This window comes from Janthinobacterium woesei (genome assembly GCF_051380875.1).
Lineage (GTDB): Bacteria > Pseudomonadota > Gammaproteobacteria > Burkholderiales > Burkholderiaceae_D > Janthinobacterium.
This window is the reverse complement of record NZ_JBNYXW010000024.1, coordinates 23,230-37,337: the sequence shown is the minus strand read 5'-3', so window position 1 is coordinate 37,337 and position 14,108 is coordinate 23,230. Positions and strand designations below refer to the sequence as shown.

The window sequence follows — 14,108 nt, the reverse complement described above, 5'->3', positions numbered from 1 at the left end:
CTTTCATTGTAGAGAGACAACATCAAAAGATAAAATGACTTAAACTTATGATTATCATTCGATATTGGAATGCATCATGGATATCCGCTCCCTGCGCTACTTCGTCGAAGTGGTCGAGCAGAATAGTTTTACGCGGGCTGCCATCAAGCTGCACGTGACCCAGCCCACCGTCAGCAAGATGATCCAGCAGTTGGAACAGTCGCTGGACCTGGCCTTGCTGGACCGCGCCGGCAAGCGGTTTACCCTGACGGACGCGGGCAAGGTGGTGCTGGCGCGCGCGCATGAGATGCTGGCCCTGCACGCGGAATTGACGGTGGAATTGCGCGACTTGCAGCAGCTGGAGCGGGGCGAGTTGCGCGTGGGCGTGTCGCCGCAAACGCATTCCACCCTGGCGCCGTGGCTGGCCGAGTACCACCAGCGCTATCCGGGCATCGAGCTGAAAATGTATGAAAGCGGCACGCAAGCCATCGAACGCGACTTGCGCACCGGCACGGTGGAACTGGGCACCATGCTCGACTACCCGGGCAATGCGGCCACCTGGCAGGATTTCGAGGCCTTGCCGCTGGTGCGCTCGCCACTGTGCCTGCTTGCGCCGCCCGACAGTATCTGGCGCGGCCGCAGTTCGGTGGCGCTGGCCGAGCTGGCCGACAGTCCCTTCGTTTTCTACGGCGCTTCGTTTGCCCTGAACGACATCGTGCAAGACGCCTGCCAGCGCGCCGGCTTCGCGCCGCGCATTACCGGGCGCAGCGGCCAGTGGGACTTCATCGCCTCGCTGGTGCGCCTGGGCGTGGGCGTGTGCCTGCTGCCGAAGATGTATTGCGACACGCTCGACCAGGGGCAATTTGCCATCATTGCCCTGGAAGGCCCGCCCGTGGAGTGGAATCTGATGCTGGCCTGGCGCCGAGGCGGGCGGCTGTCGTTCGCCGCGCGCGCCTGGCTCGATCTCGTCAGGGCGCGCATGGAGCCGCTCGGACGATTACAATAGGCGCTCGCCAACCACCGCCAAGAATATGAAGATCATCGGTAAAGCCACAGGCAAAACCAGGCTCCAGCGCACCACAGGCTCATTGCTGCTGGGATTGTTATGCACCTTGGGACTCATGAGCGAGATGGGCCATGCCCAGGCCGCCATTCCCGTATATGGCTATTTCATCAAGAATACCTATCCGCACGATACGCAGGCGTTCACCCAGGGCTTGCTGTTCAAGGATGGCCATTTGTATGAAAGCACGGGCCAGAATGGCCAGTCATCGTTGCGCAAGGTGGACCTGGCGACGGGCAGGGTGCTGCAGCGGGCCATGCTCGACAAAAACGTCTTCGGCGAAGGCATCACGGAGGTGGGCGACGAGATCATCGGCCTGACGTGGATTTCGCAGACCGGCTATGTGTTTGACCAGAAAACCTTCAAATTGAAACGCACCTTCCATTACAAGGGCGAAGGCTGGGGCCTGGCCAGCGATGGCAAGGTGGTCTACATGAGCGACGGCACTTCCGCCATCCGCGTGCTGGAGCCGAAAACGCTGACGGAGGTGCGGCGTTTCGAGGTGAAGGCCGAGGGGCGCCCCATCGAGCGCCTGAATGAACTGGAAATGGTAAATGGGCAACTGTTTGCCAATGTCTGGGGCGCGGACGTGATCGCCCGCATCGACCCTGCCAGCGGCAAGGTGGTGGGCTGGATCGACCTGACGGGCTTGCTGCCGCCCGAGCAGCGGGGCACGGCCAATCCCGACGCGGTGCTGAACGGCATCGCCTGGGATGCACGGGGCAAACGCTTGTTTGTTACCGGCAAATTGTGGCCCAAGCTGTTCGAGATCGAGCTGATCGAAATCCAGCGCCATTAATGGTTTCTACAGGACAGTGTTGCTGCGGGGAATCGTCTATGATGCTTCGATGCTGACACTCCTTCGCCCAGCGCGACCTTTGCAGGATGCCATGCTGTCCCTTTCCTTCTACGCATACGGCCTGGCGGCCGCTGCCGGCTTGATTACTGGCAAGGCGGCATGAACGAAAAAAACCCGCCGCTGCGAGGCAGGGCGGGAAAGGGGGGGGTAAAAGGAAAAAAGCGCGGGCGCGATCAGGGAGCCGTGATCACCGTGCTGAGTGGAATCTTCATGAAGCGAATGCCGTTGCTGCCGTTTTCATACAGGATGCCGAGGTTGCTGGCGTCGACCTGCGTCAGGTCGCTGTAAGCCGAGGCGCCCGCCGTGATCAGCAGGGAAAATGGCCAGCTCTGGCCATCGTCCTTGCTGGCGCGCACGGTCAGGTTGTTGCGGCTGGTGGTGGAAGCGGGGTTGGCGTGCAACAAGTATTGCTTGCCATTCCAGCCCAGGTTCAGCAGGCTGCCTTCGCAAACGGGGTCGATCAGGGTGGCGTTGGCGAAACCGGCGCTGAAATTGGCGCCGCCATCGGAACTGAGGGAAACGATGCGTTTTTTCGTCGCACCGCTTTGCTCGCGGCTGTTGAGCATCAGCTGGCTGGTGCTCAGTTCGGCCGCCGTCGATTCATTCGCCGAGGCATAGCCCGTGTCATTGCCAATTTTGTACGTCGCGCCATGGTCGTCCGAATAAAACACATAGGCGCGGCCATCGGCGTAGCCCGCTTGCGGCGGTCCCGCCGTGAAGTTGCCCGGCACCACGATACGGCCCGAGCGCATCTGCACGCCGTGGCCCGGCCCCATCGCCAAGGTGCGCCAGCCGGCCGCATTGTTGTATGGCGCCGCGCCGATCTTCGCCGTCTGCGCCGTGATGTTGGCTGGCAAGCCCCACGTCGCGCCGCCATCGGTCGAGCGCACCACCCATTGCTCGCGGATGCCCGCGCCGCCGTTGCGGATGGTGCTTTCGCTGGCATTGCCCGTGTTATAGAACAGGAACAAGCGGCCGCCCGGATAGGCGGGGTCGAGTGTGTCGAGCACGGGCACGGGGTTGCCCGCCTGCAAGGTGCCATTTGCCGCCACCACGGACAGGGCCGACCAGGTGGCGCCCCCGTCCAGGCTTTTCTTCATGACCACCTGGATATTGCCGAAGTCGGCGCAGCCGGACGGCCGTCCTTCGGCGAAGGCGAGGATGGTGGCGTTTTGCAATGTCACCACGGCGGGAATCCGGTAACAGCCATAGCTGGCATCGGCGGCGGGAAATGGCGTGCTGGCGGAAATGGCCGCCTGGGCCACGGGCGTGGCGCCGAGGGCGATGCCCAGGGTACAGGCGGCAGCCAGGCGTTGCAGTGATTGAATCGGCAAGACAGGTAACATTGCAGTGATTCCTTTCCCGGGGCCAGGCGCAGGCCAGTCCCCAAACCATCCCGTACTGGGGAGATCGCGCGCGCCTGACGGGTGGCAGGCGCGCGTCCCGTGTCTGTGTACTCGCCGTCAATCGGCCAGCGGTATCGCGCGCGGCGCGCTGGCGTCATGGCTGTCGGCAACGGCGCGCCAGCGCACGCCCTTGATGGCCCAGGCGGCGGGAATCGTCGCGCTCCAGTGCCGCGTACCGTAATGGGCGCCGGTGGCGAGAGGCCGCGCCAGGGCGATGCGTCCCAGCGGGCGGCCCGCCACCTGCAATTCCAGCGCGGGATTTTTGACGTCCATTTGTTCCAGTTCCAGCAACACTTGCACGGCCGCGTAGGCATGCAAGCCGCCGCTGGCCTGGTATTCGACGTAGCCGACGCTCAACGGCGCGCGCGCAGCCTTGGCAGGCTCAGCTGCGGCCGTGACCAACGGGAGCACGGCTGCGCGCGGCACGACGCCCTGCGGTGCGATATCGCCACCGCAACCAGCCAAGGGCAGTGTCAGCGCCAGGCAGGCGAAAGCAAACTTACGCTTGCGCCAGATCAATGCGTTCTCCCTCGGCCACTACTGCTTGCAAGGCCAGGTTGGCATCGAAGGCGGCGATGTCGGCCCAGGCACCCACGCGCAAACGGCCGCGGTCCGTGACGCCCAGGTAATCGGCGGGATAGGCAGACAGCCGGCGCGAGGCGTCGGCCAAGTCCAGTCCCACGGAGACCAGGTTGCGCAAGGCCTGGTCCATGGTCAGGCAGGAACCGGCCAGGGTGCCGTCGGCCAGGCGCACGCCGCCCTGGCATTTGGTGACGGTGTGCGAGCCCAGGCGGTAATCGCCGTCCTGCATGCCGGTGGCTGAAGTGGAGTCGGTCACGCAATACAGCTGCGGGATGGCGCGCAGTGCCGTGAGCAGGGCGCCCGGGTGCACATGCAGCAGGTCGGGGATGATTTCCGCGTAGCGCGCATGGGCCAGCGCGGCGCCGACGATGCCGGGCTGGCGGTGGTGCAAGCCCGTCATGGCATTGAACAGGTGGGCAAAGCTGGTGGCGCCATGGCGCAGGCCGGCCACGCCGTCGTCATAGCTGCCGCTGGTGTGGCCGAGCTGCATGCGCACGCCGTCGGCGCTGAGCACGCGGATGATTTCCAGGTGGCCGGCGATTTCCGGCGCGATGGTGATGACGCGGATGGGCGCCAGGCTGCGCAGCCGGTGCAGGCTGTCCAGCACGGCCACGCAGGCATGGTCGGGCTGGGCACCCAGCTTTTCCTGGTTGATGAACGGTCCCTCCAGATGCACACCCAGCACGCGGGCGGCGCCCGGCTGGCGCGTGCCGCAGGCTTGCCCCAACCCCGCCAGCACGGCTTCCAGTTCGGCCATCGGCGCCGTCATGGTGGTGGCCAGCAGGGCCGTCGTGCCATGGCGCACATGGGCGGCGGCGATGCGCGCGGCCGCGTCGCCGCCCTGCATGATGTCGGCGCCGCCGCCGCCATGCACGTGCAGGTCGATAAAACCGGGCAACAGCGTCAGCCCTTCGGTGCCTGCGCGTTCTTCGATGGCGGCGATGCGCCCGTCTGGCGCCACCGTCAGGGTGCCGTCGATCCAGGCGTCGCCACACAGGATGCGGCCGTGATGTTGGCGGTAGGCTTCAGTCATGGTATTTTTTCTTAATCAATGTGGAAACGCGCCTGGCGGCGGCCGTGACTGCCGCGCCAGGCGCCAATGCTTATGTTTAATGCACGATGTGGACTGCCTTGCCATCCCATTGCAGCAGGAACACGTCCTTGCTGGCGGCGCCGCCGTCGCGTTCACCGCCGATGACCAGCACGCCGTCATCGAGCTGGATGCCGGTGCCGTAGCCCAGGCCCGCCGGCAACTTGCCCACGTGCGACCAGGTGCCGGCGCGGCGCGCATAGATATCGTCGCGCCAGGTTTTCTTCAAGCCCTTGTGGGCATAGTTCTGGCCGGCGTCGAATTGCTGCCAGGCACCGGGGAAGTTGGCGCCGCCCGCCACCAGCAGCACCTTGTTGCTGTAGCCGGCGAATGCGCCCGCCACGCCTTCCTGGCGCGTGGCGCCGGGTGGGGCGGGCAGCTTGCCGCCTTGCTTCCACGTCAGCTTGTCGCCATCGATGGTCACTTCCTTGACCTGCGGCGAACGCAGGCCCGGCTTGATTTCGCCATTCACCATGGTCAATACCTTGCCTTGCACGGCCACGCCCGAACCGACGGTCGGCAGTTGCGGGTCCGTGCCCAGGTTGTGCCACTGGTTCGTTTGCGGGTTGTAGCTCATCACCTGCGCCGTCCACAGATAGTCTTGCGGTCGCTGGTCAAAGTAATGCCCGGCGACTATGGCCTGGCGCTCCTTGTCATCAAACGCGCCCACGGCGTAGTCCTGGAAATAGCCGTCGAAGATGGCCTTGTTGACGCCGCCAAAGAAAACGATGTTCTGCTGGTCGGTGGAGACCACGCTGGCCGTGAAGATGCCCAGCGGCGCGCGCGTGGGCAGCTGGCGCCAGCTATTGGCGGCCGGATCGTAGACATACGCCGTGTCGAACACGGTCAGGGCCTTGTCTTCGGGAGCGTTCTTGCCGGAGCCGCCGAACAGGTAGACCAAGCCGTTGATGGCGACGGCGCTGGCGGCATCGCGCGCCGCATCAGGAAATGGCGCCAGCGCCACCCATGGAGCGCCAGGTTTGGCGGTGTCGAGCCCATACCAGGCCTTGCCGGCCGAACCCAGGCCCGCATAGATGGTGGCGCCGATGCGCGCGCCGGCGCCGTTCTTGATGGGGGCCGGGAAATCGGGCCAGCGTGGCGCGGTATCAATGGCCTGGGCGCCGGAGAAGGCGAAGGTGGTGCAAAGCAGCAATGCACAGCTGAGTTTTTTCATGATGGACAGTGTGGTAGGTGGAAGAGAGTGGCCCGGGCTTAGAAATTGGTTGTGAAGCCGGCGCGCAGTTCCGTAAACTTGTTGCCGCTGGTATCCCATTTGCGGTAGGTCGGGCGGAACCAGAACGAGGTCGAACCGCGCGTCAGGCCCAGATTCATCTTGTAAGCGAGCTCCACGCGCAGCTGCTTGTAGTCGTTCGCGTCGTTGGGCACACTGTCGACCTTGTGGATCATGAGCACGGGACGCAGGTGGAAGTTAGGCGTGACGCTGTACTGGCCGCCCAGGATGATTTCGTTATCCTTGATGCTGCTGCCGTTCGGCCGCTGCGTCTTGTCCTGGATCAACAGCAGGCGCAGCGTATGCGGGCCGATGGGCAGCATGCCGCCAACCATGGTTTGCGTGGTTTCATACACGCCGTCGGCCAGCGCGCTGTTGTCGCTGGTGGCCAGGGCGTTCTTCAAGTTCTGCTTTTGCGAACCATAGTTCAGGTCGATGCGCACGACGGGATAGTCGATGCGCGCGCCCAGGACGTAGCCGTTGGCTGCCTTGGTGTTGGGCGCGATGTTGGGCGCCGTGGCCGAGACCAGCTTTTCGTCCGTGAAACTGCTGCCGTTCCAGTAGAACTGTGCGCGCAGAGTGGCCAGTCCCGCCACTTTCGGGCTGGTATAGGTCAGCGAATTGTCGGCCCAGATGGCGTTCGAGATACGCGTCAGGCCGGCCGGGTAGCCCTTGCCGGCGCCCGTGCCCAGTTCACTCATTTCGCCGATGTTGCCGCCCGATGCATACGGGTCGAGCACATTGATGTAGCTGTCGAGCCATTGGCGCCCGAAGCGCACCGCGCCGTACTGGCTGTTGATGCCGCCCCACGCTTCGCGGTTGCCAAACGAATTCGTCCAGGCCGGGGTGGCGTCGCCCGTCACCAGCTTGGTCGAGACGAACAGCTCGGCACTCAGGCCCGAATTGTCGAGCGGCAGCACGCTGCCAAAGGCGACCAGCACGCCAGGATGGCTGCGCTGGCGGTGTTCATTGTCGCCTTGCTCCGTCAAGCCCTTGCGGTCGCTGATCGAATACTCGAACTGGCCACTGATATTGATGGGCGGCAGTGTCACCTGCGCCGACGCGGAAATGGTGCAGGCCGCCAGTGGAACAGCGATGAGCAGGGTGCGCTTGACTTTCATTGACTTCTCCAGTTGTTTGATACTTGTTGTGTTGGAAAGAATTTCAATACATGAGCTTTGGGTTAGTTCTTACTTGGCTCGAAAATCAGTGTAAAGATATATGATATCTAATGTCAAACAACTTATAAGCTTGTTGCTTTTTTGTACGAAAGGAATGTTTCGAGGGCAGGGGCGAACGGCTTCAGCCCGCATGGCGCGGGCTTTCAGGCATGATCCGGGAGCGTCAAGCCAGGGCGGCAGCCGCTCCCAGCAAGCCCGCATCCGCACCCAGCCGGGCGGCGCTGAGGCGCGGCGGGCTGGCCAGCGGCAAACCCGCCAGGGCCGCGCTGATGCGCCCCAGCATGCCCGATGCCAGGCCCACGCTGCCGCCGATGACCACTTCGTCCAGATCGACGATCATGTGGTATCCCGCGATGGCTTCAGCCACCGCCAGCGCCGCATTGTCGACAATAGCGGCTGCGCGCGGCTCGTCCGCCGCCAGCGCGAACAGCCGGGCGCTGTCGAGCGTTTCCTGGAAAATGACACTGGCCTGGCGCGCCAGCGCCGTGCCCGAAGCGAGCATTTCCAGGCAGCCCAGCCGGCCGCAGCCGCACACGACGGCGCCATCGGCAGGTGCCAGGCGGGCCGGCGCGTGCCCGACGTGGCCAGCCAGCCCGTGCGGCCCCGCGCGCAAGCGGTGATCGAGCACCAGGCCACCGCCGACGCCCGTCGACAGGGTAATGAACAGCAAATTGGCCGGATGCGTGCCATCGCCCTCGTCGCGCCGCGCGCAATATTCTCCCCACGCGGCCGCCTGGGCGTCGTTGAACAGGGCCACGGGACAGCCAAAGCGCTGGCGCAGCAGTTGGGCCAAAGGAAAGCCATTCCAGAATGAGATGATGTTGCGGTTCACGGGATACACCTTGCCGTCGTCGATATAGCCGGTAGTGGCCACGCTGACCTGGGCTGGTCCCGGCCAGCCGTCCACGAGGGCCTCGATGGCGGTAGAAAATTGCGCCGCGCCGGTGACCATGGGTACTTGCCGCCGCGCAACGATAGTGCCGTCTTCCACCATGGCGGCGGCCAGCTTGGTGCCGCCGATGTCGATTGCGAGCAGCATCTCAGGCCTTGCTGGTGGCCGGCGCGCTTTGCAGGGCGGCGGTAAACCATTGCGTGATGTGCTCGATGCGCGTGATGGCCGAGCCCACCGTCACGCAGCAGGCGCCCGCGCGCAGGCAAGCGGCGGCGTCGCCAGGTGTGCGGATGCGCCCTTCGGCTATCACGCGCACGCCGTGCGCCGCCAGTTGCCCGATCAAGGCCGTATTCGGGCAGTCTTCCGGCAGGTAGGCGGTGTCCTCGGTATAGCCGGAGAGGGTGGTGCCCACCAGATCGCAGCCGAGCGCATGGCAGGCCAGGCCGTCTTTCAGGGTGGAGCAGTCGGCCATGGCCGCTTTGCCGGCCGCGCGCACGGCTGCCAGCAAGGTGTCCACCGACACAGGGCGGGGGCGCGCCGTGCCGTCGAAGGCGATGATGGCGGCGCCGGCCTGGGCCAGCGCGTGCACATCGTCGATGTAGGGCGTGATGCGCACGGCACTATCAATCAGGTCGCGCTTGACAATGCCGATGATAATGGCATGCGGCAAGGCTTGCGCCACCGCGCGCACGTGATGCGCACCTTCGATGCGCAGCGCCGTGGCGCCGCCGTCCATGGCGGCGCGCGCCATGGCAACGATAATCTCGGGGGTATCCATGGGGCTGTCGTCGAGCGGCTGGCAAGACACCACCAGGCCGCCTTGCAGGCGGGTAAATAATTGCGCGGGTAAATGCGTCGGGTGTAAATCAGTCATGGATCAGTTCACCAAAGCGTTGACAGGAGACGCCGCCAGCAGCAGGCAGGCGGCGTCGTGGTTGGTTTCGATGCTGCGCAGGGCAGGCACTTGTTGTTGGCAGGCAAGTTGGGCCTGCGGACAGCGCGTGTGGAACACGCAGCCCGGCGGCGGCGCCAGCGGACTGGGGATTTCTCCGCCGAGCACGTCTTCGGGCGCTATGCGGCAGGCCGGGTCGGCGGCGGGCGAGCTTTTCCACAGGGCGCGCGTGTAAGGATGGGCGCCGCCCGTGGCGATGGCCGCGCGCGGCGCCGCCTCCATTAGCCGGCCCAGATACAGCACCAGCACGCGGTCGCACATGGCTTGCACCATCGGCAGGTCGTGCGAAATGAAGATGATGGACAGGCCAAACTGCTGTTGCAAGTCCAGCAGCAGATTGATGATCTGCGCCTTGACCGAGGCGTCCAGCGCGGCGACGGCTTCGTCGGCGATCAGCACTTTCGGTTTTAAAGCCAGCGCGCGGGCAATCACCACCCGCTGCTTCTGGCCGCCGGACAGTTCATGCGGATAGCGCCGCAGGGCCGTCACGGGCAAGCCCACCACACCCAGCAGGCGGGTGATCTCGGCCAACTGTTCGGCCGGGTTGCCCCGTTTATGCAGGATAAATGGTTCGCGCAGGCACTGTTCGATGGTCATGCGCGGATTCAGGCTGGCGTTCGGGTCCTGGAACACCATCTGCACTTCGCCACGCAGGCGGCGCAGCGCCTCGCCCCGGTAGCTGGCCAGCGGCTGGCCTTCATAGCAAATCTGCCCGCTGTCGTGACGCAGCAGTTGCATCGCCAGCTTGGCCAGGGTCGACTTGCCACTGCCCGACTCACCGACGATGCCCAGCACTTCGCCGCGGCGCAGGGCAAAGCTGACGTCCTGTACGGCTTTCACGGACTGGCGCTTGCCCAGCACGCCGGCGCGGCTATGGAAAGCCACGCTGACTTGCTCGAACGTCAGAATATCGGTGCGTGCTTCATGCGATGGCGGCTTCATGCGTGCTCCCTGTGGTAATAGTTGCAAAATGGCAGCGCACCTGCTGCCCGGGCGCCACCGTGCGCAGCGCCGGCACCTCGCTGCTGCAGCGCGCCTGCGCCTGCGGGCAGCGGCTGGCGAAACGGCAGCCGGAAGGCTCGCCATACACGGTTTCCACCTGGCCCGGGATACCAGTGAGGCGCCCGCCCTGGCCGGGGCGCGGCACGGCGGCCAGCAAGCCTTGCGTGTAGGGGTGGGCCGGCTGGCGGAACAGGTCGGCCGTGTTCGCCGTTTCCATCAGTTGCCCGCCGTACATCACGGCAACCCGGTCGGCCACCTGCGCCACCACGCCCATGTCGTGCGTAATGAAGAGCACGCCCATGCCCACTTCCTGCTGCAGCTGCTTGAGCAAGCGCAAGATCTGCGCCTGGATCGTGACGTCAAGCGCCGTCGTCGGTTCGTCGGCGATCAGCACCTGCGGCTTGCAGGCCAGGGCCATGGCGATCATCACGCGCTGGCGCATGCCGCCCGACAACTGATGCGGATACTGGCGCGCCCGCACCTCGGGCGCGGAAATGCCCACCAGGCGCAGCAGTTCGACGGCGCGCAGCTGCCCCGCCTTGCTGCCGCATACGCCGTGCACGGTCATGGCCTCGGCGATCTGCTTGCCCACTTGCTGCAGCGGATTGAGCGAGGTCATCGGCTCCTGGAAGATCATGCCCATCTGGTTGCCGCGCACGGCCTGGCGCGCCTTCGGCTGTAGTCCCAATACGTCAAAACGGCTGCCGTCGGCCGCCGTCAGCCACGCCTGGCCCTCGACCTTGGCGCGGCTGGGCAGCAGACCCATCAGCGAGAACGAGGTGACCGACTTGCCACAGCCCGATTCGCCGACGATGGCCAGCGTCTCGCCGCGCCGCAGCGAGAAATTCAAGCCGTTGACGGCCTTGACGACGCCCGCGGGCGTTTGGAACGATGTCGTCAGCCCTTGTACATCGAGCAATACTTCAGCATCGGTCATCACATCTCCTTGCGGTATTGGTATCAGAGCAAACCGGCGGCGGCCACGATGGTGCGCACGCGCTCGACGGCGGCGTCCGGCAGCAAACGGTTCGGCTTACTCATCAAGCGGTTCTCGATGATGCCCATCAGCTGCATCGCCGTCTTGAAGCCGCCCACGCCGGAAGCGTTCGGGCTAGTGTAGGGCACGCCGTGGAAGACGATGTCGAACAGGGCGATCAGGCGTTCCTGCTCGGCGCGCGCGCCTTCCCAGTCGCCGGCGCGGGCCAGGTCGTACAGGCGCACATAGCCGGCCGGGTCGACGTTGCCCAGGCCGGGAACGCAGCCGTGGGCGCCGCCCAGCAGTGCGTAGTCGACCGTCGTTTCGGAACCGGTGAGGATGGCGAAATCCGGGGCGTCGGCGAAGTCGCGCATCAGCATGCGCATGTTGCCGTCGTCGCCGCTGCTATCCTTGACGGCGCAGATCAAGCCTTCGTCGTACATGGCGCGCAGGGTTTCACGGCTCAGCTTGCTGTGCACGCAGACGGGAATGTCGTAGGCGATGATGGGCAGGTCGACGGCTTGCTTGATATAGCGGAAATGGTCGATGGTTTCGCCAGGGCTGGTGCGCGTGTAGAACGGCGCCGTCACGACCAGGCCGTGCACGCCCAGCTCCTTGGCTTGGCGGGCATGCTCGATGCAGCGCTCAGTCGTCGGGTCGATCACGCCGGCTACCAGAGGCACGGCGCCGGCCGCTTCGTCGACGGCGATACGGATGGCTTCAGCGCGCTGGGCGCCATTGAGGAAGATCACTTCGCTGGTCGAGCCCATCAGGAACAGGCCGTGCACGCCACCATCGATCAGGTGGCGGATCACGCGCCGCAGCGAGCGTTCATCGATCTTGCCATGCTGGTCCAGCGGCGTGACGACGGGAGGGATGATGCCGTGTAATTTCAGTGCTGACATGATTATTCCTTGCTATGTTTAGGGTCAAAGGCCTGGCGCAAGCCATCGCCGATAAAGTTGGCGGCCAGGGCGGTAACAACGATCAGCACGCCAGATGGGAGCCAGATCCACGGGTATTGCTTGAGGACCGAAGCCTCCCGCGCAATACTGATCAGGCTGCCCCAGCTGGCGTCCGGCAATTGCACGCCCAGGCCGAGAAAGCTCAGTCCCGCTTCGGCCATGATGGCCGAGACGAAACCAAGGGAAGCGAACACCGCCAGCACATCGATCGTGTTGGGCAGGCAGTGCTTGAAAATCAGGTAGGTGTGGCCGGCACCCAGGGTGCGTGCAGCGGCGACGAATTCCATTTCGCGGATAGTCATGATGCGGGCCCGCACCAGCCGGCAAGCCAGCGGCCAGGATAGCAAACCGATGACGATCACCGTCTTGCCCGTGCCGGAACCAAGCACGGCGGCCAGGGTCATGAGCACGATGACGGGCGGAAACGTCATCACCATGTCGACAAAGCGCATGGTCAGGTTGTCGATCCAGCCGCCGAAATAGCCGGCGATGGCGCCGAGAAACGTGCCGATGACGAGAGCCAGCGCGACGCTGGAGACGCCCACGGCCAGCGAAATGCGGCCGGCCGCCAAGGTGCGCGCCAGCATGTCGCGTCCCGTCTGGTCGGTACCCAGCCAGTGCTGGCGCGACGGCGCCTGCAGCGCCGCGCCCAGGTCGATGGCATTCGGATCGTAGGAAAACAGCAGGCCGGAGGCGGCGCACAGCACGGCGATCAGCACGAACAGGCACAGCCCGGCGAAAGCCACCTTGCTGGATCTAAATAGTTTCCAGCGCGTGGGCGGGAGGGGAGCTTGCGTCATGGTTGTCCTCTTGAATTCATCTTGTTATTGATACTTTTTGCATCGTTTTTTGCTGCGCTGGGCCGAACGGGGCCCAGCCCGCCTGCTGCCAGGGGACGATGCTTGCTGCTGTTGCTCGATAGACTTACTTCAGGGTGATGCGCGGGTCGATCCAGGAATACACGAGGTCGGTCAGCATGTTGACGGCGAGAATGGCCAGCGACACGAACAGGGCGATGCCCATGATCAGCGGATAGTCGCGGCTTTCGATGGCGTCAAGAAACAGCATGCCCATGCCGGGCCAGGAAAATACCGTCTCGACAAACACGGCGCCGCCGATCAGGCCGCCAAAGCTGGCGCCGATCACGGTGACGATGGGCACCAGGGTGTTGGGCAAGGCATGGCGCAGCATGACGCGGTTTGGACTGACGCCCTTGGCAATGGCCGTGCGGATGTAATCCTGGTTCAGGGTATCGAGCAGGCCGGCCCGCGTGTAGCGCATGGTGATGGCGATGAATTGCACCGACAGCACGGCAGCGGGCAAGGCCAGGTGGTACAGGATGTCGCCCACGCTTTCATTGCCCGGTGTGCTGTAGCCGCCGCTGGGAAACCAGCCCAGTTGCAGCGAGAACACATACATGCCGATGATGCCAACGAGAAACGCCGGGCTGCTGATGGCGACATAGGCAAACAGCGACAGCACGTGGTCCAGCTTGCCGTTGGCGCGGCGCGCCGAGACGATGCCCAGCACGATGCCGAGCAAAGAGCCCAGCGCCAGGCCAGACAGGGCCAGCAGCAGGGTGGGCGCCACGCGGCTGGCGATTTCATCGACGACGCGGGCGCCGTCCTTGTAGCGGTAGCCCAGGTCGCCGCTGGCCGTCTGCTTGAGCCACAGCGCGAAACGCACGGGTACGGAGCGGTCCAGGCCCAGGGTGTGGCGCAATTGCTCCTTCTGCACGTCCGTCAATGCCTGGCTGGGCGGCACGAAGGCGTCGACGGGGTCGCCTGGCGCCATGTTGACCAGCACGAAGACGGTGGCGAGGATGGCCAGCAGGGTAGGGATGTTGACCAGCAAGCGATTCACGAGGTACTTGAACATATTTCTTCCAGGCGGCATGGCCCCCTGCCTTCTCAGCTATGCAAAAACCGGC

At 64.6% G+C, this 14,108-nt stretch carries 14 protein-coding genes; 2 read left to right on the top strand and 12 right to left on the bottom strand.

Features of this window, described 5'->3' with window-relative positions:
- The first annotated feature begins 76 nt into the window (after positions 1–76).
- Both ACQ4W6_RS23700 and ACQ4W6_RS23695 read left to right on the top strand, forming a co-directional pair.
- Positions 77–985, top strand: a complete 909-nt coding sequence (locus ACQ4W6_RS23700; RefSeq protein WP_436569618.1) for a LysR family transcriptional regulator — start codon at positions 77–79, stop codon at positions 983–985.
- A 25-nt stretch (positions 986–1,010) separates the two neighbouring features.
- Positions 1,011–1,841, top strand: coding sequence for a glutaminyl-peptide cyclotransferase (locus ACQ4W6_RS23695; RefSeq protein ID WP_495542725.1), 831 nt, complete (start codon positions 1,011–1,013; stop codon positions 1,839–1,841).
- A 233-nt stretch (positions 1,842–2,074) separates the two neighbouring features.
- Here ACQ4W6_RS23695 and ACQ4W6_RS23690 read toward each other — a convergent pair whose 3' ends face one another.
- The 12 genes from ACQ4W6_RS23690 to ACQ4W6_RS23635 all read right to left on the bottom strand — a co-directional run bounded on the left by ACQ4W6_RS23690 (position 2,075) and on the right by ACQ4W6_RS23635 (position 14,056).
- Complete coding sequence (locus tag ACQ4W6_RS23690; protein WP_436569616.1) at positions 2,075–3,247, bottom strand: sialidase family protein; 1,173 nt, start codon at positions 3,245–3,247, stop codon at positions 2,075–2,077.
- A gap of 117 nt (positions 3,248–3,364) precedes the next feature.
- Positions 3,365–3,826 (bottom strand): hypothetical protein, encoded by a 462-nt coding sequence (locus ACQ4W6_RS23685; RefSeq protein ID WP_436569615.1) that lies wholly within the window; start codon positions 3,824–3,826, stop codon positions 3,365–3,367.
- On the bottom strand, positions 3,807–4,922 hold the full coding sequence (nagA, locus tag ACQ4W6_RS23680; protein WP_436569614.1) for an N-acetylglucosamine-6-phosphate deacetylase: 1,116 nt from the start codon (positions 4,920–4,922) through the stop codon (positions 3,807–3,809). Before nagA ends, ACQ4W6_RS23685 begins: the two co-directional genes overlap by 20 nt.
- Before the next feature lie 76 nt (positions 4,923–4,998).
- Positions 4,999–6,153, bottom strand: a complete 1,155-nt coding sequence (locus ACQ4W6_RS23675; RefSeq protein WP_436569613.1) for an N-acetylneuraminate epimerase — start codon at positions 6,151–6,153, stop codon at positions 4,999–5,001.
- A gap of 38 nt (positions 6,154–6,191) precedes the next feature.
- Complete coding sequence (locus ACQ4W6_RS23670) at positions 6,192–7,331, bottom strand: porin (RefSeq protein ID WP_436569612.1); 1,140 nt, start codon at positions 7,329–7,331, stop codon at positions 6,192–6,194.
- Positions 7,332–7,554: 223 nt separating this feature from the next.
- Positions 7,555–8,430 carry an ROK family protein gene (locus ACQ4W6_RS23665; RefSeq protein WP_436569611.1) on the bottom strand — a complete coding sequence of 292 codons (876 nt, stop codon included), beginning with the start codon at positions 8,428–8,430 and terminating at the stop codon, positions 7,555–7,557.
- A 1-nt stretch (position 8,431) separates the two neighbouring features.
- Positions 8,432–9,157 (bottom strand): N-acetylmannosamine-6-phosphate 2-epimerase, encoded by a 726-nt coding sequence (locus ACQ4W6_RS23660; protein ID WP_436569610.1) that lies wholly within the window; start codon positions 9,155–9,157, stop codon positions 8,432–8,434.
- A 3-nt stretch (positions 9,158–9,160) separates the two neighbouring features.
- A complete protein-coding gene (locus tag ACQ4W6_RS23655; RefSeq protein WP_436569609.1) occupies positions 9,161–10,177 on the bottom strand; it encodes an ABC transporter ATP-binding protein in 1,017 nt (338 codons plus the stop codon).
- Positions 10,158–11,174 (bottom strand): ABC transporter ATP-binding protein, encoded by a 1,017-nt coding sequence (locus tag ACQ4W6_RS23650; protein ID WP_436569608.1) that lies wholly within the window; start codon positions 11,172–11,174, stop codon positions 10,158–10,160. The genes ACQ4W6_RS23655 and ACQ4W6_RS23650 overlap by 20 nt, the downstream gene beginning before the upstream one ends.
- Positions 11,175–11,197: 23 nt before the next feature.
- Positions 11,198–12,118 (bottom strand): dihydrodipicolinate synthase family protein, encoded by a 921-nt coding sequence (locus tag ACQ4W6_RS23645; protein ID WP_436569607.1) that lies wholly within the window; start codon positions 12,116–12,118, stop codon positions 11,198–11,200.
- A gap of 2 nt (positions 12,119–12,120) precedes the next feature.
- Positions 12,121–12,978, bottom strand: a complete 858-nt coding sequence (locus tag ACQ4W6_RS23640; RefSeq protein WP_436569606.1) for an ABC transporter permease — start codon at positions 12,976–12,978, stop codon at positions 12,121–12,123.
- A 124-nt stretch (positions 12,979–13,102) separates the two neighbouring features.
- Positions 13,103–14,056, bottom strand: a complete 954-nt coding sequence (locus ACQ4W6_RS23635; protein ID WP_436569605.1) for an ABC transporter permease — start codon at positions 14,054–14,056, stop codon at positions 13,103–13,105.
- Positions 14,057–14,108: the final 52 nt, after the last annotated feature.

Coding starts and splice junctions, on each gene's coding strand:
- ACQ4W6_RS23690 (WP_436569616.1), bottom strand. CDS start 3,247: ATGTTACCTGTCTTGCCGATTCAATCACTGCAACGCCTGGCTGCCGCC.
- ACQ4W6_RS23670 (WP_436569612.1), bottom strand. CDS start 7,331: ATGAAAGTCAAGCGCACCCTGCTCATCGCTGTTCCACTGGCGGCCTGC.
- ACQ4W6_RS23650 (WP_436569608.1), bottom strand. CDS start 11,174: ATGACCGATGCTGAAGTATTGCTCGATGTACAAGGGCTGACGACATCG.
- ACQ4W6_RS23675 (WP_436569613.1), bottom strand. CDS start 6,153: ATGAAAAAACTCAGCTGTGCATTGCTGCTTTGCACCACCTTCGCCTTC.
- ACQ4W6_RS23695 (WP_495542725.1), top strand. CDS start 1,011: ATGAAGATCATCGGTAAAGCCACAGGCAAAACCAGGCTCCAGCGCACC.
- ACQ4W6_RS23635 (WP_436569605.1), bottom strand. CDS start 14,056: ATGTTCAAGTACCTCGTGAATCGCTTGCTGGTCAACATCCCTACCCTG.
- ACQ4W6_RS23665 (WP_436569611.1), bottom strand. CDS start 8,430: ATGCTGCTCGCAATCGACATCGGCGGCACCAAGCTGGCCGCCGCCATG.
- nagA (WP_436569614.1), bottom strand. CDS start 4,922: ATGACTGAAGCCTACCGCCAACATCACGGCCGCATCCTGTGTGGCGAC.
- ACQ4W6_RS23655 (WP_436569609.1), bottom strand. CDS start 10,177: ATGAAGCCGCCATCGCATGAAGCACGCACCGATATTCTGACGTTCGAG.
- ACQ4W6_RS23660 (WP_436569610.1), bottom strand. CDS start 9,157: ATGACTGATTTACACCCGACGCATTTACCCGCGCAATTATTTACCCGC.
- ACQ4W6_RS23640 (WP_436569606.1), bottom strand. CDS start 12,978: ATGACGCAAGCTCCCCTCCCGCCCACGCGCTGGAAACTATTTAGATCC.
- ACQ4W6_RS23700 (WP_436569618.1), top strand. CDS start 77: ATGGATATCCGCTCCCTGCGCTACTTCGTCGAAGTGGTCGAGCAGAAT.
- ACQ4W6_RS23645 (WP_436569607.1), bottom strand. CDS start 12,118: ATGTCAGCACTGAAATTACACGGCATCATCCCTCCCGTCGTCACGCCG.